Origin of the sequence: Rhodococcus jostii RHA1 (assembly GCF_000014565.1) — a bacterium.
Classification (GTDB): domain Bacteria; phylum Actinomycetota; class Actinomycetes; order Mycobacteriales; family Mycobacteriaceae; genus Rhodococcus_F; species Rhodococcus_F jostii_A.
In genome coordinates this window covers 1,351,661-1,370,073 of record NC_008268.1, presented here as the reverse complement: position 1 = coordinate 1,370,073, position 18,413 = coordinate 1,351,661, and the positions used below count along the sequence as shown (strand labels likewise).

Genomic DNA, 18,413 nt, shown 5'->3' with positions numbered 1-18,413 from the left:
AGCCCCCTCTGCCCGTCACCCCTTCTGAAAGGAGCGAGCGTGGATCGCGCACTGCCCACCACGACGCCGTTCTTCGCGAGCGTCGACGACGTCATCGCTCGGCTCGCCGAAACCGGTTACCTGTCCGACAAGGGCACCGCGACCGCGGTGTTCCTCGCCGACAGGCTCGGAAAACCCCTGCTCATCGAGGGTCCCGCCGGCGTCGGCAAGACCGAACTCGCCCGCGCCGTCGCCGAGACCACCGGCGCCGAGCTGGTGCGGTTGCAGTGCTACGAGGGCGTCGACGAGGCACGCGCGCTGTACGAGTGGAACCACGCGAAGCAGATTCTGCGCATTCAGGCGGGCAGCGACCACAGCTGGGACTCCACCAAGGCGGACGTCTTCTCGGAGGAGTTCCTGCTGTCGCGGCCGCTGCTGACCGCGATCCGGCGCGAGGACCCGACGGTGCTGCTGATCGACGAGACCGACAAGGCCGACGTGGAGATCGAGGGTCTCCTGCTCGAGGTGCTCAGCGATTTCGCGGTCACCGTCCCCGAACTGGGCACCATCACGGCCACGCGCAAGCCGTTCGTCGTCCTCACCTCGAACGCCACCCGTGAACTGTCCGAGGCGCTCAAACGCCGCTGCCTGTTCCTGCATCTCGACTTCCCCGACGCCGAGCTCGAGCGGCGGATCCTGGCGAGCCGGGTGCCGGAGCTGCCCGAGGCGGTGGCCGAGCAGCTGGTCAGGACCATCCGTGTGCTGCGCGGGATGCAGCTGAAGAAGCTGCCCTCGGTCGCCGAGACCATCGACTGGGGTCGCACCCTCCTGGCGCTCGGGCTCGACACCCTCGACGACGACGCCGTGCGCGCCACGATGGGCGTCGTCCTCAAACACCAATCCGATCAGCTACGGGCCGCTGCCGAGCTGCGACTGAACTGAAGGACTCCCCATGGCTGCTGGTGGTCCACTCGCGTCCCGGTCGAAGCCGGGCGGTCCCGCGGCGCCGCACGGGCTGCCGGGGCATCTCGTCGACTTCGTCGAGGCGTTGCGGCGGCGCGGCATCACGGTCGGACCGTCCGAGACGGTCGACGCCGGCCAGGTGATGTCGGTCCTCGATCTGCTCGACCGCGAATCGCTGCGCGAGGGGCTTGCGTGCGCGCTGCTGCGGCGGCCCACCCACCGGCCCACGTTCGACGCGTTGTTCGAACTCTGGTTCCCGGCGGCGGTCGGAAGCCGGGCGGACGGGGCGATCGACACGAGTCTGCCGCGGAACGCGAAGGGTGAGATCGACTACGAGGCGCTGCGCGAGCTGATCGTCGAACTCCTCACCGACGGGTCGCCGGAGGCGATCGAGCTCACCGAGCTCCTGACCGCGCAGATGGTCGAGGAACTCGGCCAGTACCAGTCGGCGAACGGCCCGTCGTTCTCCGCGTACCAGGCGCTGCGGGACGTCGCGCCGGAAACCCTGCTGAAGAAGATCCTCGACGGACTCCTGGGCAATCAGCAGGACGGCGACGCCCGGGCGACGGAAAGCTACGAATCCGAGGTGGCCAAGCGCACCGCCGCCCAGCGGATCGCCGACTTCCGGAAGATGATCGAGAAGGAGACGCGGCGACGGTCGGCCGAGAACCTCGGCAAGGAGCGGGTGGCGTCGTACGGCGTGCCCCGGCTGGCCGAGGAAGTCGACTTCCTCCGCGCGTCCGACGCCGAACTGACGGCACTGAAACGCAACGTCACCCCGCTGGCCCGGCTGCTCGCCAGCCGCCTGGCCGTGCGGCGCAGCCGCAACCGCGCCGGTTCGATCGACCTGCGGCGGACCCTGCGCAAGTCGATGTCCACCGGCGGAGTGCCCATCGACCTCGTCCAGCGCAAGCCCCGCCGGGCGCGCCCCGAACTGGTCGTGATGTGCGACGTCTCGGGTTCGGTCGCCGGTTTCAGCCACTTCACCCTGTTGCTCGTCCACGCGCTGCGCGAACAGTTCTCCCGGGTGCGGGTGTTCGCGTTCATCGACACCACCGACGAGGTGTCCCGCTTCTTCGACGCGGGAGCCGACCTCGGCAGCGCCATGTCGCGGATGATCCGGGAAGCCGACCTGGTCGGCTACGACGGGCACTCCGACTACGGCAACGCGTTCGGGGTGTTCGCCGAGCGGTTCACCCAGAGCATCACCTCGCGGACATCGCTGCTGGTGCTCGGCGACGGCCGCAACAACTACCGCGATCCGAATCTGGAGGCCCTGGCCCGTCTCGTGTCGGTGGCGAAACACGCGCACTGGCTCAACCCGGAGCCCCGCGGCCAGTGGGGAACGGGCGACTCGGCGGCGAAGGTGTACAACGAGGTCATCAGCATGCACGAATGCCGATCCGCTCAGCAGCTGGCGTCGGTGGTCGCCGGGTTGCTGCCGGTGTGAACACGTAAGCTCGTCACTCGTGGAACAGGGAGCAGCGGGCGCGCGTCGGCGCCGCCTGGGAGTCATGGGCGGCACCTTCGACCCCATTCATCACGGTCACCTCGTGGCGGCCAGCGAGGTGGCGGATCGATTCAGCCTCGACGAGGTCGTCTTCGTGCCCACCGGCCGGCCGTGGCAGAAGCAGGGCAAGGGCGTCAGCCCCGCCGAGGACCGGTACCTGATGACGGTCATCGCCACCGCGTCGAACCCGCGTTTCTCCGTCAGCCGGGTGGACGTCGACCGGGAGAAGGTCACCTACACCGTCGACACTCTGCGTGATCTGCGCAGCTACCACCCGGACGCCGAGCTGTACTTCATTACCGGTGCGGACGCCCTGGCGAGTATCCTGTCCTGGCAGGACTGGGAGGAACTGTTCTCGCTGGCGAAGTTCGTCGGGGTGTCGCGCCCGGGATTCGATCTCAACACCGAACATCTGGCCGGTCACCTGGACGCATTGCCGGAGGACGCGGTCACGCTGATCGAGATTCCGGCTCTGGCGATCTCCTCGACGGAATGTCGGCGGCGGGCCAGTCGAGACCGTCCTGTGTGGTACCTCGTGCCGGACGGTGTGGTCCAGTACATCTCCAAACGGAACCTGTACAGGCCACCGGACTCCGAGCGTCTCGACGGCGCGACGACGATGTCCGAACCGGCCCCGGACAAGACCAGAAGTTAGTCAGCACTTTTCGAACCGAACTGGGAGAACATCGCGTGAGCGCAACGACCGAAGCCATCGAGATGGCACGCATCGCGGCAGTGGCTGCCGACGAGAAGCTGGCCTCCGATGTGGTGGTGCTCGATGTTTCCGAGCAGCTGGTCATCACCGACTGCTTCGTCATCGCCTCCGCCCCCAACGAGCGACAGGTCAACGCGATCGTCGAGAACATCGAGGATCGGCTGCGTGACGCAGGTCACAAGCCGGTGCGGCGCGAGGGCACCCGCGAAGGCCGTTGGGCACTGCTCGATTTCGTCGACGTCGTGATCCACGTCCAGCACAACGAGGAGCGCAACTTCTACGCACTCGACCGGCTGTGGAAGGACTGCCCGACCGTGCCCGTCGAGGGTCTCGGGCAGCGCGGCCCGGCCGACGCGAACGGTGCGGGCACCGCCGCCCAGGCGGAGGAGTCCGAGCTGTGACGGATGCCCCCCGTGCCCCGCGACGTCTGATCCTGCTCCGCCACGGGCAGACCGAGTACAACGCCGACAACCGCATGCAGGGACAGCTCGACACCGAACTGTCGGAGCTGGGTCGGTCGCAGGCCCGCGCCGCAGCCAGCGCACTCGTCGGTCGCAGACCGATCTCCATCGTGTCGTCCGATCTGCGGCGGGCCTACGACACCGCGGTCGAGGTCGGTGACAATGCCGGTCTGCCGGTGCAGATCGACGAGCGCCTCCGCGAGACGCATCTCGGTGACTGGCAGGGGCTCACGCACCTCGACGTCGACGCGCGCGCACCCGGCGCCCGCGCCACGTGGCGCGGCGACGCGACGTGGGCACCGCCCGGCGGGGAGAGTCGCATCGACGTCGCACGCCGCAGCAAGCCGGTGGTCGCCGAACTCGTGGAGAAGCACGAGGACTGGGCGGAGAAGCCGGTGGTCCTGGTCGCGCACGGCGGTTTGATCGCCGCGCTGACTGCCGCACTGCTGGATCTGCCCGTCGACCGCTGGCCGGTGCTGGGCGGGCTGGGGAACACCAGCTGGGTGCAGCTGAGTGCGTACGGAAACCCCGATTCGCTCAACTGGCGCCTCGACGTGTGGAACGCTTCTGCGAGTGTGGCCAGTGACGTCCTCTGACGCGGGTGCCGGACGCGGGGAACGCCCCGTCCTGCTCGTGCTCGCCGATTCGCTGTCGTACTACGGACCCAAGGGCGGTCTCCCGTCCGACCACCCCGACATCTGGCCCAATATCGTTGCACGTCAACTCGGTTGGGATGTCGAGTTGGTGGCGCGGATCGGCTGGACCAGCCGCGACGTGTGGTGGGCGCTGACCCAGGACCCCCGCGTGTGGTCGGCGGTTCCCCGCGCCGGTGCCGTCGTGTTCGCGGTCGGCGGCATGGACTCCCTTCCGTCCCCGCTCCCGACGGCGCTGCGGGAACAATTGCGTTACGTCCGCCCACCCGCGCTGCGCCGCGTCGTGCGGACCGGCTACCAGTGGCTTCAGCCCAGGCTGTCCCCGCTGGGGTGGCCGGTGGCGTTGCCCCCGCGGCTGAGTGTCGAATATCTGGAGAGCTCCCGGGCGGCGCTCGAGTACATGCGTCCCGAGTTGCCCGTCATCGGGACCCTGCCGTCCGTTCATCGCAGCGAGGCCTACGGCAAGGTGCATGCGGGTCGCCCCGGCGCCGTTGCCGCCATCACCGCGTGGTCGGAGGAGAAGAACGTACCCCTCGTCGACCTCGCGGAGGCGGTGCGCGCCAACGTCTTCAGCGATCAGGGTAATCCGGACGGCATCCACTGGGGCTGGGACGGGCACACCGAGGTGGCCGCGGCGATGCTCACCGCGCTCCGCGCGGCGGGAGTCGTTCCGGACTCCGCCGAGGGTGCGGTTCCGGCCGACCCGGTGTCGAGCGGAGCCGAGTAGTCCGATGCCCGTCGTCGTCGTCACCGATTCTTCGGCCTCGATCCTGCCCGAACTCGTCGAGCAGTACGGGATCCACGTGGTCCCGCTCCATGTCCTCAGCGGCGGCCAGGATTTCCGGGAGGGAATCGACCAGCTCCCCGAGGACCTTGCCGGTGTCACCACGTCGGGCGCGTCGCCGAGCGAGCTGTCCGAGGCGTATGCGACGGCGTTGGACCTCAGCGAGGGTGCAGGCGTTCTCGCGGTGCACATCTCCCGCCAGCTGTCCGGCACGTGGGAGGCGGGCCGTCAGGCGGCGCAGGAATTCGACGGCCGGGTGCGGATCGTCGACTCCCAGTCCGCCGGAATGGGATTGGGTTATCCGGTCCTCGAGGCCGCGCGGGCCGCGAAAGACGGTGCGGATCTCGAGACCGCGTACCGGCGGGCGGTCGACGTCGCGAGCCGTGGGCGTTGCCTGATCGTGGTGGACAGGCTCGATCAGTTGCGTCGCGGAGGCCGCATCGGCACCGCCGCCGCGCTGCTCGGCACCGCACTGGCGATGAAACCGGTGCTGCATCTCGTGGACGGCCGGCTGGTTCTGAAGGAGAAGACGCGCACCTCGACCAAGGCGATGGCCAGGATGGTCGACGCCGCGGTGGAGCTGGCAGGTCTGGACAGGACGGCCGTCGCTGTGCATCACATGCACGCCCGGCAGCGCGCCGAGGCGGTGGCACAGCACCTGAAGGACCGGATTCCGCAGGTCAGTGATCTCGTCGTCACCGATTTCAGCTCGGTGATCGGTGCCCACGTCGGGGTGGGCGCCATCGGCATCGTGCTGTGCCCGGAACCCACACTGCACCACGAAGACCGCGATTCATCCACAACGTCGCGCTGATCCACAGGCCGATGCGAAAAGCCTGGTCGTCGCGGCGATTCCGTGGGCGGCGCACTCTACCGTCGCGTCCATGGGCATCAGGGAAGAACGTTCGAGGGGCCGGACGCGGCTCGCGTTCCTGACGTCGGGGGAACGCGATGCGGCGCCGCCCGACACACCGTCGGAGCCGGAGTGGCTGGCCGAGCCGGTCGGGACCGTCCTCGACGGCGACACGACGTGGTCCGCCGAACGCCGCCGGGGTGGATTCTCGTTGCCGGACCGATGGCGGGACGCACGATTCGATCCCGGGCGTTCCGGGGCGCTGGTGCTCATCGTGGTGGGAATCGTCGTCGCCACGGCCACTGTGCTGGGAGTGCGCAGCGATCGGCCGGAGACACAGGCCGTTCCGTCGTTACCCGCCGCCGGAGTGCATTCCCTGACTCCGGCACCGGTGACGACTGCTCCCGCCGCGGCGGCGGCGGCGCCCGCCCCGGCGGAGGAGATCGTCGTCAGCGTCGTGGGACTGGTGGCGTCGACCGGTCTCGTCCGGCTACCGCCGGGCTCCCGGGTCGCGGACGCCCTGGCTGCTGCCGGGGGAGTGCGCGACGGCGGTGACACTCTCGGATTGAATCTGGCTCAACGACTTTCGGACGGCGACCAGGTGCTCGTGGGAGCCGCGACCACCCAGGCGCCACCGAGTGCGGTGGGCGGCGCCTCCGCGGCATCGCCGGGGACCGCAGGCGCAGCGGCCGTCACGGGCGGAGGGCTCGTGAACCTCAACACGGCGACCGAGACGGAACTCGACGCACTTCCCGGTGTCGGGCCCGTCACGGCGGCGGCGATCGTCGCGTGGCGCACGACCAACGGCACCTTCACCGACATCTCGCAACTGGGGGAGGTGGACGGGATAGGGCCGGTGCGGCTGGAGAAACTGCGCGGCCAGGTCACCCTGTGATGCTCGGCGACGAACCACGTCTCCTCGACCTGCGGCTACTTCCGTTCGCCGGGATGTGCTGGGCGGCAACGCTGATCGGTATCCTCGGAGGCTCCCGGGCGGCGTTGGTCCTCGTGGCGACCCTGTCGGGAGCGGCGATTTTCCTCGCCGCGGGATCCCTCCTGCGGGGACCGGGCCGGTGGACGGCCGCGACGTTGGCGGTCCTGCTGTTCGGCGCATGCTGCGCTGCCGGGGTGGCCTGGCGGGTTCAGGCCGTGGAGCGGCACCCGATGACCGAACTCGCCCGGAACGAGACGTGGGTGACGCTCGTCGTCACCCTCGTCGACGATCCCCGGGAGATCGCCGGCTTCGGACGACACGTCCTCGTGAACGCGAACGTCGCCGAGATCCGCCGGGCCACCGAGACGATCCACTCGGGCGGTGCGGTGGTCGTCCTCGCCCCGGCGGAAGGCTGGCTCGGACTGCTGCCGGGCCAGGACGTGGTCCTGCGCGGGCAGGCGAGCCCTCCGCGGCACCGGGACCTGAGCCTGGCCACGGTCCGGGTGTCCGGACCGCCCGCAGACGTCGGTCCCGCGCCCCCGCATCAGCGGTGGGCCGGCGCCCTGCGTGCGCGGTTCGCCGCTGCCGCCGCCGTCCTGCCTGCCGACGAGGCAGGACTGCTGCCGGGGCTGGTGGTCGGCGACACCTCGGCGCTGCCCCGGGAGGTGAAGGACGACTTCACCGCGACCGGACTGACGCATCTCACGGCGGTGTCCGGGGCGAACGTGAGCATTCTGCTGGGAGCGGTGCTGCTCCTGGTCCGAGGGGTGGGGCTCGGTCCCCGCGCGGGTGCGGCGCTGGCCGCCGCGGCTCTGATCGCGTTCGTGGTGATCGCGCGACCGTCACCGAGCGTGCTGCGCGCCGCGGCGATGGGCTCGATCGCTCTGCTGGCGCTCGTGACCGGACGACGGAAACAGGCGATGCCCGCGCTCGCGGCCGGGGTCATCGCCTTGCTGGCGTGGTCTCCGGAGTTGGCGGTGGACTTCGGCTTCGTTCTCTCGGCGACCGCCACCGCAGGATTGATCGTGATCGCGCCGGTCTGGGTCGACGTGCTGGTGGGCCGCGGCTGGCCGCGGGCGGTGGCCGAGACGGTGGCGGTGTCCGTCGCCGCCTTCGCCGTCACCGCTCCGATCGTGGCCGCGATGGCCGGGACGGTGAGCCTGGTGTCCGTCTGCGCGAACATCCTGGTCGCCCCCGTGGTCGGTGTGATCACCGTGGCCGGAGCGATCACCGCGCTGATCGCGGGGGTCAGCCTTCCCGTCGCGGAAGTGGTGGTGCGCGTGACCCAGTGGCCGCTGTGGTGGCTCGTCACCGTCGCAGAGCGGGGAGCGCGGATTCCCGGAGCCTCGATTCCGGTGCCCTCCGGGCCCGCAGGTGCGGCGATCGTGATCGGTGCCGTCGCGGCGCTCGGCGTGGCGCTGCGCAGACGCGGACCCCGGCTGGTGCTGGCGGGAATCGCGATCGGTGTGCTGGTGCTGTGGGCGCCGGTCTGGCCGTCGTCGCTGGGTCGCCTTGTGTGAGCGCCCCCGAATCTGGGAAACCTTCGCGGAACTCGAGGAAAGGGACGACGACATGCAGGTGGGGTTCAAGCTGATGGCCGAGACGTTCGATCCGCGGGAGATCGTGCGGCAGGCGGTGGAGGCCGAACGGGCCGGCTTCGACTTCGTCGAGGTGAGCGATCACTATCACCCCTGGCTCTACAGCCACGGTCATTCGGGATTCGTGTGGTCGATGCTGGCGGCCGCGGCGGCACGGACCGACCGGATCGGTCTGGCGACCGGCGTCACCTGCCCGTTCGTCCGATATCACCCCGCGATCATCGCGCAGGCCGCGGCCACGACCGCCGTCCTCAGCGAGGGCCGGTTCACCCTGGGACTCGGTTCGGGGGAACGGCTGAACGAACATGTCGTCGGTGGCGGTTGGCCGTCGGTGACCATCCGGCACCAGATGCTCCGTGAGGCGATCGACATCATCCGCCTGCTGTGGTCGGGCGGTTACCACTCGTACGAGGGCAAACACCTCACCCTCGACGACGCCCGCGTCTTCGATCTCCCCGAGGTGCCGCCCACGATCGCCGTCGCGGCGGGCGGCACGGAGGCCGTCGGGATCGCGGCGGAACTCGGCGACGGACTGTTCGCCACCGAAGCGGATCCGGACCTGGTGAAGGCCTATGCCGGGGCCGGTGGGTCGGGGCCCAGATACGGGGAGGTGCCCCTCGCGTGGGCTCGTGGCGAGGAATCCGCGGTCGAGTCGGCACACCGGTTGTTCCGGTTCGGCTTGACCGGATGGAAGGTTCAAGCGGAACTGCCCAATCCGATCAACTTCGAGGCAGCCGCGTCGTCGATCCGTACCGAGGACGTCCGCGACGCCATGGCCTGCGGGCCGGATGTCCGGCGGCACCTCGAGGTGGCGGGCACTTTCGTCGATGCCCGATTCGATCATCTGGCGCTGATCAACGCGGGGCCGGACGTCGACGGCTTCTTCGAGTTCTTCGCTAACGAGTTGAGTGAGCCGTTGCGGGCGCTGAGGGCTTCTTGACATCGGCTGTGCCGCTGTAACTTTCGTCTCCGGAGTGCGCCGCTCAGCACGCTCGGCGCGACCGGGGCGGAACGGGTTCAGTATCGTTTCGACTTCGATTCCCGATGTGCGTATGCGACACCGAAACACCGACTACCATCCGGTGGCAGATGCCTGAGGTGAACGGTCTTGGAACGCACCCGCATTGGAGGGCGAATGTCGGAATCGGAGCAGACAGATCTCGATGTGGACGACGAGCTCGACGCCGGGCAGGTGTGGCGAGCGCAGCGGGTCGTTGCTGCCCAGTCGCTCGACGCCGAAGACTGCCGCATGCTCCTGTCCATGCTCGGCATTGCGGGTAACCCCGATGCACCGGAGGCGGACTGACGGCGGTCAGGTCACCTTCCGGTGATGGTGAGCGACGATTTCCTGCGCCACCGTCGCCAGTTTGAGATTCATGTCCTGCGAGGTGGTGCGGAGAATGTCCAACGCCTGAGTCTCGGGAATGTTGTGGAACGCCATCAGCAGTCCCACCGCCTTCCCGATTTCACGATTGCTGGCCAGGCCTGCCCGCAGTGTCTCGGCCTCGGCGTGCTCGTGGACGGCCGCCAGCGCCACCGCCGCGAACGATGCGAGCATGATGCCCTGATCGACGGACGTGGTGTTCAGCGCTCCCGCCGTGTCGGAGAACAGATTGAGGGCGCCGACCTTGCGCCCGAGGATGACGAGCCGGAATCCGGCGGCACCGCGCACCGGTGTGCGGGCCAGCACCCGCGCCGATAGCCGCGGCCACTGCGACGAGGTGGCGAGGTCCGTCTCGAACTGGGGGGTGTCACTGACGATGGCATCGACGCACGGTCCCTCGTTCTCGATGCGCTCGAACTCGTCGACACGGAAGGCCACGTCGTCGCTCGCCGCGGCCGTCACATAGCGGGATCCCTCCCGGAGCATCAGGCTCGCGTGGTCACAACCCTCGACGAGTAGCGGTGCGGCGTCGCAGATGGCTTGGTGGACGTGCCCGAAATCCTGGCCTGCGTAGAGAAGATCGGCGAGGGTCGCGAACGTCGCGGCCGACCGGCCGACAGCCTGCGTCGTCTCGGGCACTGTGTCTCGCATCGGTTCCTCCAGCGTGCGGGCATGTGCCCGGTTCACCGATTCAGTCTGCCAGAGAGGGCGGTCGCCGCAGGTCCGGGCCGGAGGAATTCCCGATCGGACTCCGGCGGCAGTCGTGCCGGGCGAAGATGACGTCATGGTTTCGCGCACCGAGGACCCACATGTGACCATCGGCCAGGGAACGCTGCGGGGCGTCCGCCTCGACGGCGTTCGGTCATGGAAAGGCATTCCCTACGCCGCGCCGCCGGTCGGCGAGTGGCGGCTCCGCGCCCCGCGCGCGCCCGAACCGTTCACCGGCGTGCGCGACTGCTCCCGGTTCGGTCCGATCGCGCCGCAGAACGAGCACGGCCCGCTGCCCATCGATCCCGGTCTGACCATCGACGAGGACTGCCTCACCGTGAACGTCTCCGCCCCCGCGACGGACACCGAGCGACCGCGGCCGGTGATGGTGTGGATCCACGGCGGGGCGTATTACCTCGGTTCGTCCGGACAACGCATGTTCGATCCGACCCGTCTGGTCGAACGCGGCGACGTCGTGGTGGTCACGTTCAACTACCGGCTCGGTGCGCTGGGCTTCCTCGACTTCTCCTCGTTCTCGACCGGGGAGCATCCGTTCGACACGAACCTGGGCCTGCGCGATCAGATCGCAGCACTGACCTGGGTTCGTGACAACATCGCGGCATTCGGCGGCGACCCGGGCGACGTGACCCTGTTCGGGGAATCCGCCGGTGGCGGCGCGGTCACCACGCTGATGACGTCCCCGCCTGCGGAGGGACTGTTCCATCGCGCGATCGCCGAGAGTTCCCCCGCGACGTCCGTGTACGGCAGTGACCGCGCCGCGAGCATCGCCGAGTCGTTCCTCGAGCTGCTCGACATCGCGCCCGCCGACGCGGGCCGTCTCCGCGACCTGCCCGTCGACGTGCTGACGAAGGCCTGCATCGAACTCGTCCAGCAGGTGCCCGCGCGGGTCCCCGGCACCCTGGCGGTGGCCCCGACCGTCGACGGCGACGTGGTCCCGCACTACCCCGTGGCGGCATTCCGCAAGGGCCTCGCACACCGAATCCCGCTGCTGATCGGGACGAACAAGGACGAGGCGTCGATGTTCCGGCTCATGAAGTCGCCCCTGATGCCGATCACCCCGGACGCCGTGCATCAGATGTTCGTGGCGATCGCCGCCGACCATCCCGACCTCCCGGCGGACGAGGAACAGGAGGTGGCGGCCGCGTATCCCGACTACCCGAAGAAAAGCTCGGCCATGGAGATCTCGCGGGACGCCGCGTTCCGGATGCCGACGCTGTGGATCGCGGAGGCGCACAGCCGCGTCGCCCCGACCTGGCTGTACCGCTTCGACTACGCGACACCGTTCCTGCGCGCCGCGCGGATCGGCGCCACCCACGGCACCGAGGTGCCGTACGTCTTCGGGAACTTCGGCGTCGTCCCGCACGACCCCACATTCAAGCTCGGCGGGCACCGAACCGCCGGGCACGTGTCGGAGCGGATCCAGCGACGGTGGCTGTCGTTTGCCACCGACGGCACCCCGGACGGAACGGGAGCCGAGGTCGGCTGGCCGCGGTACGACGAGGCGGATCGCACGACCCTGCTGATCGGCAAGTCCGACGCGGTCGTCGCCGATCCGGATCGGGAGCTCCGCCGGGCGTGGGGTGAGGAAGTCATCGGGTTCACCTGAGCGGCGGTGCCCCGGTTTGGTATCCGCGGAACGGGGGATACCTCCTGAATGAGCCCTGCAGCAACGGAATCGGGTCGCGACCTCAGTGTGGGGGTGGAAGAGGAGTTCTTCCTCGTCGACGAGTCCGGTCACCTCTCCGCCGCGGGACCCGACGTGGTCACGGAGGCCGGCCACGACATTCACGGGCTTCAGCGTGAACTCGCCCGATGTCAGATCGAGACGGCGACGGGCGTGTGCCACACCGGGGAGGAACTGCACGAGGAGCTGCGCAGCCTACGACGCCGGCTGGCGAAGGCCGCCGCGGGCCGCGATCTGCTGCTGCTGCCCAGCGGGACGTCCCTGGTCGTCGAGGGATTGCCCCCGGCGATCACCCCGAGCCCGCGGTACGAGGAGATGGCCCGCCACTTCGGGTCGATCGTGGACACGGTGACCACGTGCGGTTGTCACGTGCACGTGGGGATCCCGAGCCGCGACGTCGGTGTGCGGGTGAGCAACCTGGTTCGCAGTTGGCTACCCGTACTCCTCGCGCTCGCCGCGAACTCGCCGTTCCACAGTGGGCACGACACGGCCTATCACAGTTGGCGGCACATCATGTGGTCGCGGTGGCCGTCGGCGGGACCGCCGCCGCACTTCGACTCCGCGGACGAGTACGAGGCGACGGTCGGCGCGATGATCGGAACCGGTGCCGCCATGGACCGGGGAATGATCTACTGGCACGTCCGGCTCGCCGACAAGCAGCCGACCATCGAGGTCCGGATCGCGGACGTCGCCATGACCGCGGCGCACGCGGCACTCTACGCGGTGGTCGTGAAGGGTCTCGTCGGGTGGGCGCTCCAATCGCTGGACGACGGCCTCACCGTGCCGTGGCTGCGCGCGGAGCTGCTGCGGGCGCAGTTGTGGCGCGCGGCCCGTGACGGACTCGACGGGGAATGCACGAGCCCGGCCGCGGATCGGGTCCTGCCGATCCGCCGGCAACTGGAGCTGCTGAACGACTGCGTGGCCCCGGGGCTCGGCCCGAGTGATCGGGCGTTCCTCGAGTCGGGGCTCGACACCGTGTTGCGCGAGGGAACGGGCGCCGAGCGGCAACGGGCCGAGTTCACGCGGGTGGGCACGCTGGCGGCGGTGGTCGACCTCCTGACGCGCGAAGTGGTCAGCTGACCGGGGGTGGCGGAGTCAAATCGGTGACGCCGGCGGTGGTGGAGCCGATGTAGCCGGGATGCAGCAGGCCGGCGGATCCGACACCCGTGAGCAGGGCGCCTGCGCTGGTGTCCGGTCCGGTGCGCAGAGGGCCGGGGTCGTCGATCAACGCCTCCACCGTCGGGGTGTCGACGAGGCTGAGGTCGATGCGCTGCCCGGCGGGCTGGTAGACGGCGAGGACGACCGGGTCGGGGTAATGGGCGGCGGTACGGCGCATGACGTGGAACGCGGGGTCGGTGCCCAGGGCGAGCACGGTGACATTCGCGAACGATGCGAGCCGGTCGGCGATCGCACGGCCCGCCCCGCTGCGCCACGTATGCCCGTACAGGGTGAGCGCGTCGGACAGGTGACGCTGCTCGGTGTCACCTCGCGGGCTGCCGCCCGCCGGGTCGAGCAGGGCCCGCCACCGCTGTTCGTAGAAGTCGCACGCTGTGTCGAAGTCGTCGTCGGACCCGGCCGGCGCGACGTCGCCGCGCGAGGGCGCTGCGGGTTCGAGGACGGATCGACCACCCGCGAACAGCGTCTCGGCATGTCCGGAGGCCGAACAGCGGGCGACCAGTTGCACCGACCATCGGGGGATCAGCCCGTCGCGGCAGGTGTACCGGAAACTCAGCTCGTACCGTTGCCCTGCCGTGCGATCGTCGTCGAGGTCGATCATGTGCGCGTAGTCCTCGCGGGTGACGCCGTCCACCTCGGTTTCCGCGGTCATATGATCGAGTGTCCACCGCCGACGCGACCGCTGCGTGGCGATCGCCCGGTTCGGCCTGCTCGGTCCCGGTTCCGGGGTGTCGGCGACCGTGTCCGCCACACGTGGCACGATCTTCGCGTGAGCACTCCAACTCAGCTCGAACAGCTCCATCTCGTCCTCGGTGACGAGGAGTTCCTCGTCGAACGTGCGGTGGCGCAGGTCATCAGCCACGTCCGCGCGAACGCGGATGTGGCCGCGGGCGCGGATCTTCCCGTCAACCGGTTGAGGGCGGGCGATGCGGGGGCGGCCGAACTCGCCGAACTGCTCAGCCCCTCCCTGTTCGCCGAAGACCGCGTGGTGGTGCTCGAGGCCGCGGCCGAGGCAGGCAAGGACGCCGTGGCACTGATCCTGGACGCAGCCGGCGACCCGCCTCCGGGTGTCGTCCTCGTCGTCCTGCACTCGGGCGGCGGACGTGCGAAAGCGATGACCGGGGCGCTGGAGAAACTCGGAGCCGTGGTGCACCCGTGCGCCAAACTGAAGTCCGGCGACCTCATCGGGTTCATCCGCGGCGAGTTCCGCACCCTCGGGGTCCGGGTGTCGCCGGAAGTGGTGCAGAGCGTGTTCGAGGGGGTCGGTTCGAATCTGCGCGAACTGGCCGCTGCGTGCTCGCAGCTCACCGCAGACACCGGCGGAAAAATCGATGTCGCCGCCGTTCAGCGGTACTACTCGGGCAAGGCCGAGGTCAGTGGTTTCGACGTCGCGGACAAGGCCGTCGCCGGCGACACCGCGGGCGCGATCGAGGCGCTGCGCTGGGCGATGCTGCGGGGCGTACCCCACGTGCTGCTGGCCGACGCGCTGGCCGATGCGGTGCACTCGATCGCCCGGGTGGCCCCGGCGGGACGGGGAGACCCGTTCCGGATGGCGTCGGAACTCGGCATGCCACCCTGGAAGATCAAGAAGGCGCAAGCCCTCGCGAAGGGATGGACACCCACATCGGTGGGGGAGGCGCTGCGCATCGTGGCGTCCCTGAACGCCGACGTCAAGGGTGCGGCGGCCGACGCGGACTACGCCGTCGAGAGTGCCGTCGGACGCGTCTCCCGGCTACGCCAGGTCTGACGGAGACACGACAACAGCCGCTCGATCCGAGGATCGAGCGGCTGTTGGAGAGCCTACGACGGAAGAACCGTCAGATCTTGTTGATGGCCTGCGCGAGAGCAGACTTCTTGTTTGCAGCCTGGTTGGCGTGAATGACGCCCTTGCTGGCTGCCTTGTCGAGCTTGCGGCTGGTGGCGACGAGGAGCTCGTTGGCCTTGTCCTTGTCACCGGCCGCCGCAGCCTCGCGGAACGAGCGGATCGCCGTGCGCAGCGAGGACTTCACCGACTGGTTACGGAGTCGGGCCGCCTCGTTGGTACGGATCCGCTTCACCTGGGACTTGATGTTGGCCACGCGTAAAATCCTGTCGTCTTAAGCTGGTTACGGTCGAGAAAGCTCTGGGCGCACACATATGCACCGACAGGCGAGATTACCAGTGATCGGTGTCCGATCTCAAACCGGCGCCGGACGCGCCGGGAAATCCTGCGGCTGTGCTGCTGAACGGGTGTACATGTAGCAGCATGTCTGGGATGACGCCCCCAGCATCGAAGTCGTCAACAGTAACGAAATCGTCGGCAATCTCGAAAGCCCCCGTCCGGAAATCGGGGGGAAGCACGCAGGCGGGTGCGAAGGCATCGGGAACCCAGCCGCGGACGCGGGTGACCGCCCGGCCGCGCAAGCCCGCGGAACCCGCCCACGTGTTCGACGGGTACACCGACGTCGGGCGTTACGGGCTGGCGTTCGACGAGATGTTCGACCGCGACGGCACCGTCCGCCCGCCGTACAAAGGCGTCTTCAAGGCGCTCGAGCCCGCGGACCGAGCCGACCTCGCCGCCCGATCCGACGCTCTGGGCAGGGCGTTCATCGACCAGGGCGTGACGTTCTCGCTGTCCGGTCAGGAGCGGCCCTTCCCGCTCGATCTGGTCCCCCGGGTGATCGCGGCTGCCGAGTGGACGCGTCTCGAGAAGGGCATCAAGCAGCGCGTGCAGGCGCTCGAGATGTTCCTCGACGACGTGTACGGGGAGCAGCGCATCCTGCGTGACCACGTGCTGCCGAAGCGGTTGGTCACCTCGTGCGAGCACTTCCACCGGGAGGCGTCGGGGATCGTCCCGCCGAACGGGGTGCGGATCCACGTCGCCGGCATCGACCTCGTCCGCGACGAGAACGGGGTGTTCCGCGTACTCGAGGACAACCTGCGTTCGCCGTCGGGGGTGTCCTACGTCATGGAGAACCGCCGCACGATGGCGCGGGTGTTCCCCGACCTGTTCATGTCGCACCGCGTGCGGTCCGTGGGCGACTACGCCTCCCATCTCCTGCGGGCGCTGCGCGCATCCGCCGCCCTCAACGAGGCCGACCCGACCGTCGTGGTGCTGACACCCGGTGTCGCGAACTCGGCGTACTTCGAGCATTCGCTGCTCGCGCGCCAGATGGGTGTCGAACTGGTCGAGGGCCGCGACCTGTTCTGCCGCGACAACATGGTCTACATGCGCACGACCGAGGGCGAACGCCAGGTCGACGTCATCTACCGCCGTATCGACGACGACTACCTCGACCCCATGCACTTCCGGCCGGACTCCGTGCTCGGGGTGGCCGGCGTCCTGAACGCGGCCCGGGCGGGCAACGTCGTCATCTCGAGTGCCGTCGGGAACGGGGTCGGCGACGACAAACTCGTCTACACGTACGTCCCGCAGATCATCGACTACTACCTCGGCGAGAAGCCGTTGCTCGCGAACGTCGACACGTTCCGGTGCTGGCTCGACGAGGAGTGCGAGGAGGTCCTGGACCGAGTCGACGAACTGGTGATCAAACCGGTGGAGGGGTCCGGCGGTTACGGCATCGTCTTCGGACCCGACGCGTCACCCAAGGAACTGAACACGATTGCCCGGAAGATCAAGGCCGACCCGCGCGGGTGGATCGCGCAGCCCGTCGTCCAGCTGTCCACGGTGCCAACCAAGGTCGGGGACGAACTGGTGCCCCGGCACGTCGATCTGCGGCCCTTCGCGGTCAACGACGGTGACGACGTGTGGGTGCTGCCGGGCGGGCTCACCCGGGTGGCCCTGCCCGAGGGGTCCCTCGTCGTGAACTCCAGCCAGGGCGGCGGCAGCAAGGACACGTGGGTGCTCGCGAGCCGGAGCTCCGACGAGGAGCGGGAACTCGCCGGTGAGGAGCTCGTGACCGAGCCGGCACAGTCCGCCGAGGCCGAGCAGGGGCCCGAACTCAGCACGACTCAACTACAACAGCAGCAACAACAGCAGCAGCAGCAACAACAGGGCCAGGGAGGTGGTCGCTGATGCTGGCGAGAAACGCGGAATCGCTGTACTGGATCGGCCGGTACGTCGAGCGGGCAGACGACATGGCCCGCATTCTCGACGTCGCCGTGCACCAGTTGCTCGACGACGCCTCGGTGGACCCCGACCGCACGTCCCGGTTGCTGCTGCGGGTGCTCGGCATCGAAGCGCCCGACACGCAGCTCGACGTCCGGTCGGTGACGGAACTGGTGGCGTTCAGCCGCAACCAGGTGGGCTCGATCATCGACTCGCTCGCCAGCGCCCGCGAGAACGCCCGGGGCGCCCGGGAGGTCACGTCGAGCGAGATGTGGGAGTGCCTCAACACCACGTACAACGGCCTCGCCGAACGGGAACGGGCGTCCAAGCGTCTCGGGCCGCACGAGTTCTTCCGGTACGTGGAGGAACGTGCGGCGATGTTCGCGGGTCTGGCCGATTCGACGATGAGCCGCGACGACGGATACCGCTTCCTGCTGCTCGGCCGCTCGATCGAGCGCGTCGACATGCTCGCGCGGATGTTGTTGTCCCGTGCGGGCGACCGCCCATCTTCGCCGGCGTGGGTGACGGTGCTGCGTTCCGCGGGAGCTCACGACACCTACCTGCGCACGTACCGCGGCGCGCTGGACGCCAACCGGGTGGTCGAGTTCATCCTGCTGGACCGGCTGTTTCCGCGGTCGGTCTTCCACGCCATCCGGCAGGCGGAGTTGTGTCTCGCCGAGCTCGACCACCAGCCCGACAGTCGCGTCGGGCCGAGAGCCGAGGCGCAGCGCCTCCTCGGCAGGGCCCGCAGCGAACTCGAATTCCTGCCGCCCGGCGTGCTCCTCGAGGATCTCCAGGATCGGCTCGCGGGGTTGCAGGAAACCTGCCGCGAGCTCGGAGAAGCCATCGCGCTGCAGTATTTTCACGCCGCGCCGTGGGTGGCGTGGACCGATGCACGGGCCGTCGGCGGCGAAGCCGTCGTGGAGGGAGAACTGTGAGCTG

19 protein-coding genes are annotated in these 18,413 nt (G+C 69.1%); 16 read left to right on the top strand and 3 right to left on the bottom strand.

Going from position 1 to position 18,413, the window contains the following annotated elements; genetic code table 11:
* Positions 1–39 precede the first annotated feature (39 nt).
* The 11 genes from RHA1_RS06290 to RHA1_RS50370 all read left to right on the top strand — a co-directional run bounded on the left by RHA1_RS06290 (position 40) and on the right by RHA1_RS50370 (position 9,756).
* Positions 40–921 (top strand): AAA family ATPase, encoded by an 882-nt coding sequence (locus tag RHA1_RS06290; RefSeq protein WP_005261286.1) that lies wholly within the window; start codon positions 40–42, stop codon positions 919–921.
* A 10-nt stretch (positions 922–931) separates the two neighbouring features.
* Complete coding sequence (locus RHA1_RS06285; protein WP_011594365.1) at positions 932–2,392, top strand: vWA domain-containing protein; 1,461 nt, start codon at positions 932–934, stop codon at positions 2,390–2,392.
* A gap of 64 nt (positions 2,393–2,456) precedes the next feature.
* Positions 2,457–3,107, top strand: coding sequence for a nicotinate-nucleotide adenylyltransferase (gene nadD, locus RHA1_RS06280; RefSeq protein WP_009474005.1), 651 nt, complete (start codon positions 2,457–2,459; stop codon positions 3,105–3,107).
* A gap of 35 nt (positions 3,108–3,142) precedes the next feature.
* Complete coding sequence (gene rsfS / locus RHA1_RS06275) at positions 3,143–3,568, top strand: ribosome silencing factor (protein WP_009474004.1); 426 nt, start codon at positions 3,143–3,145, stop codon at positions 3,566–3,568.
* A complete protein-coding gene (locus RHA1_RS06270; RefSeq protein ID WP_011594363.1) occupies positions 3,565–4,224 on the top strand; it encodes a histidine phosphatase family protein in 660 nt (219 codons plus the stop codon). The genes rsfS and RHA1_RS06270 overlap by 4 nt, the downstream gene beginning before the upstream one ends.
* Positions 4,211–5,008, top strand: a complete 798-nt coding sequence (gene octT, locus RHA1_RS06265) for a diglucosylglycerate octanoyltransferase (RefSeq protein WP_009474002.1) — start codon at positions 4,211–4,213, stop codon at positions 5,006–5,008. The genes RHA1_RS06270 and octT overlap by 14 nt, the downstream gene beginning before the upstream one ends.
* A gap of 4 nt (positions 5,009–5,012) precedes the next feature.
* Positions 5,013–5,879 (top strand): DegV family protein, encoded by an 867-nt coding sequence (locus RHA1_RS06260; RefSeq protein WP_011594362.1) that lies wholly within the window; start codon positions 5,013–5,015, stop codon positions 5,877–5,879.
* Between the two features lie 70 nt (positions 5,880–5,949).
* Positions 5,950–6,813 carry a ComEA family DNA-binding protein gene (locus RHA1_RS06255; protein WP_011594361.1) on the top strand — a complete coding sequence of 288 codons (864 nt, stop codon included), beginning with the start codon at positions 5,950–5,952 and terminating at the stop codon, positions 6,811–6,813.
* A complete protein-coding gene (locus RHA1_RS06250; protein ID WP_011594360.1) occupies positions 6,813–8,372 on the top strand; it encodes a ComEC/Rec2 family competence protein in 1,560 nt (519 codons plus the stop codon). The genes RHA1_RS06255 and RHA1_RS06250 overlap by 1 nt, the downstream gene beginning before the upstream one ends.
* Positions 8,373–8,424: 52 nt before the next feature.
* Positions 8,425–9,390, top strand: a complete 966-nt coding sequence (locus tag RHA1_RS06245) for an LLM class F420-dependent oxidoreductase (protein ID WP_011594359.1) — start codon at positions 8,425–8,427, stop codon at positions 9,388–9,390.
* Between the two features lie 195 nt (positions 9,391–9,585).
* Positions 9,586–9,756 carry a hypothetical protein gene (locus tag RHA1_RS50370; RefSeq protein WP_009473997.1) on the top strand — a complete coding sequence of 57 codons (171 nt, stop codon included), beginning with the start codon at positions 9,586–9,588 and terminating at the stop codon, positions 9,754–9,756.
* Between the two features lie 6 nt (positions 9,757–9,762).
* Here the strand turns inward: RHA1_RS50370 and RHA1_RS06240 are convergent, their stop codons facing one another.
* Complete coding sequence (locus tag RHA1_RS06240; protein ID WP_029537206.1) at positions 9,763–10,485, bottom strand: GAF and ANTAR domain-containing protein; 723 nt, start codon at positions 10,483–10,485, stop codon at positions 9,763–9,765.
* 133 nt (positions 10,486–10,618) lie between these two features.
* Between RHA1_RS06240 and RHA1_RS06235 the strand changes: the two genes are divergently transcribed.
* Entirely contained in the window at positions 10,619–12,169 is a 1,551-nt protein-coding gene (locus RHA1_RS06235) for a carboxylesterase/lipase family protein (RefSeq protein ID WP_050787463.1), read from the top strand.
* A 48-nt stretch (positions 12,170–12,217) separates the two neighbouring features.
* Complete coding sequence (locus RHA1_RS06230) at positions 12,218–13,327, top strand: carboxylate-amine ligase (RefSeq protein WP_011594356.1); 1,110 nt, start codon at positions 12,218–12,220, stop codon at positions 13,325–13,327.
* Here RHA1_RS06230 and RHA1_RS44485 read toward each other — a convergent pair.
* Positions 13,320–14,174, bottom strand: a complete 855-nt coding sequence (locus RHA1_RS44485) for a hypothetical protein (protein WP_237726849.1) — start codon at positions 14,172–14,174, stop codon at positions 13,320–13,322. The genes RHA1_RS06230 and RHA1_RS44485 overlap by 8 nt on opposite strands.
* Positions 14,175–14,192: 18 nt before the next feature.
* On the opposite strand from RHA1_RS44485, the gene holA reads away from it, so the two are divergent.
* Positions 14,193–15,170: a DNA polymerase III subunit delta gene (holA, locus tag RHA1_RS44480; protein ID WP_009473990.1), complete on the top strand. Its 978-nt coding sequence runs from the start codon at positions 14,193–14,195 to the stop codon at positions 15,168–15,170.
* A gap of 70 nt (positions 15,171–15,240) precedes the next feature.
* Here the strand turns inward: holA and rpsT are convergent, their stop codons facing one another.
* Positions 15,241–15,501 carry a 30S ribosomal protein S20 gene (gene rpsT, locus RHA1_RS06220; protein WP_005248015.1) on the bottom strand — a complete coding sequence of 87 codons (261 nt, stop codon included), beginning with the start codon at positions 15,499–15,501 and terminating at the stop codon, positions 15,241–15,243.
* Between the two features lie 305 nt (positions 15,502–15,806).
* Here rpsT and RHA1_RS06215 point away from each other — a divergent pair, with 305 nt between their 5' ends.
* Positions 15,807–17,438: a circularly permuted type 2 ATP-grasp protein gene (locus tag RHA1_RS06215; RefSeq protein ID WP_050787252.1), complete on the top strand. Its 1,632-nt coding sequence runs from the start codon at positions 15,807–15,809 to the stop codon at positions 17,436–17,438.
* Positions 17,438–18,409: an alpha-E domain-containing protein gene (locus RHA1_RS06210; RefSeq protein ID WP_009473987.1), complete on the top strand. Its 972-nt coding sequence runs from the start codon at positions 17,438–17,440 to the stop codon at positions 18,407–18,409. The genes RHA1_RS06215 and RHA1_RS06210 overlap by 1 nt, the downstream gene beginning before the upstream one ends.
* Positions 18,410–18,413: the final 4 nt, after the last annotated feature.

Excerpts from the sequence above, each read along its gene's own strand:
- RHA1_RS06240 (WP_029537206.1), bottom strand. The coding sequence starts at position 10,485 with ATGCGAGACACAGTGCCCGAGACGACGCAGGCTGTCGGCCGGTCGGCC.
- RHA1_RS06285 (WP_011594365.1), top strand. The coding sequence starts at position 932 with ATGGCTGCTGGTGGTCCACTCGCGTCCCGGTCGAAGCCGGGCGGTCCC.
- RHA1_RS50370 (WP_009473997.1), top strand. The coding sequence starts at position 9,586 with ATGTCGGAATCGGAGCAGACAGATCTCGATGTGGACGACGAGCTCGAC.
- RHA1_RS06260 (WP_011594362.1), top strand. The coding sequence starts at position 5,013 with ATGCCCGTCGTCGTCGTCACCGATTCTTCGGCCTCGATCCTGCCCGAA.
- nadD (WP_009474005.1), top strand. The coding sequence starts at position 2,457 with ATGGGCGGCACCTTCGACCCCATTCATCACGGTCACCTCGTGGCGGCC.
- RHA1_RS06230 (WP_011594356.1), top strand. The coding sequence starts at position 12,218 with ATGAGCCCTGCAGCAACGGAATCGGGTCGCGACCTCAGTGTGGGGGTG.
- RHA1_RS06255 (WP_011594361.1), top strand. The coding sequence starts at position 5,950 with ATGGGCATCAGGGAAGAACGTTCGAGGGGCCGGACGCGGCTCGCGTTC.
- RHA1_RS06245 (WP_011594359.1), top strand. The coding sequence starts at position 8,425 with ATGCAGGTGGGGTTCAAGCTGATGGCCGAGACGTTCGATCCGCGGGAG.
- RHA1_RS06250 (WP_011594360.1), top strand. The coding sequence starts at position 6,813 with ATGCTCGGCGACGAACCACGTCTCCTCGACCTGCGGCTACTTCCGTTC.
- RHA1_RS06235 (WP_050787463.1), top strand. The coding sequence starts at position 10,619 with ATGGTTTCGCGCACCGAGGACCCACATGTGACCATCGGCCAGGGAACG.
- RHA1_RS06210 (WP_009473987.1), top strand. The coding sequence starts at position 17,438 with ATGCTGGCGAGAAACGCGGAATCGCTGTACTGGATCGGCCGGTACGTC.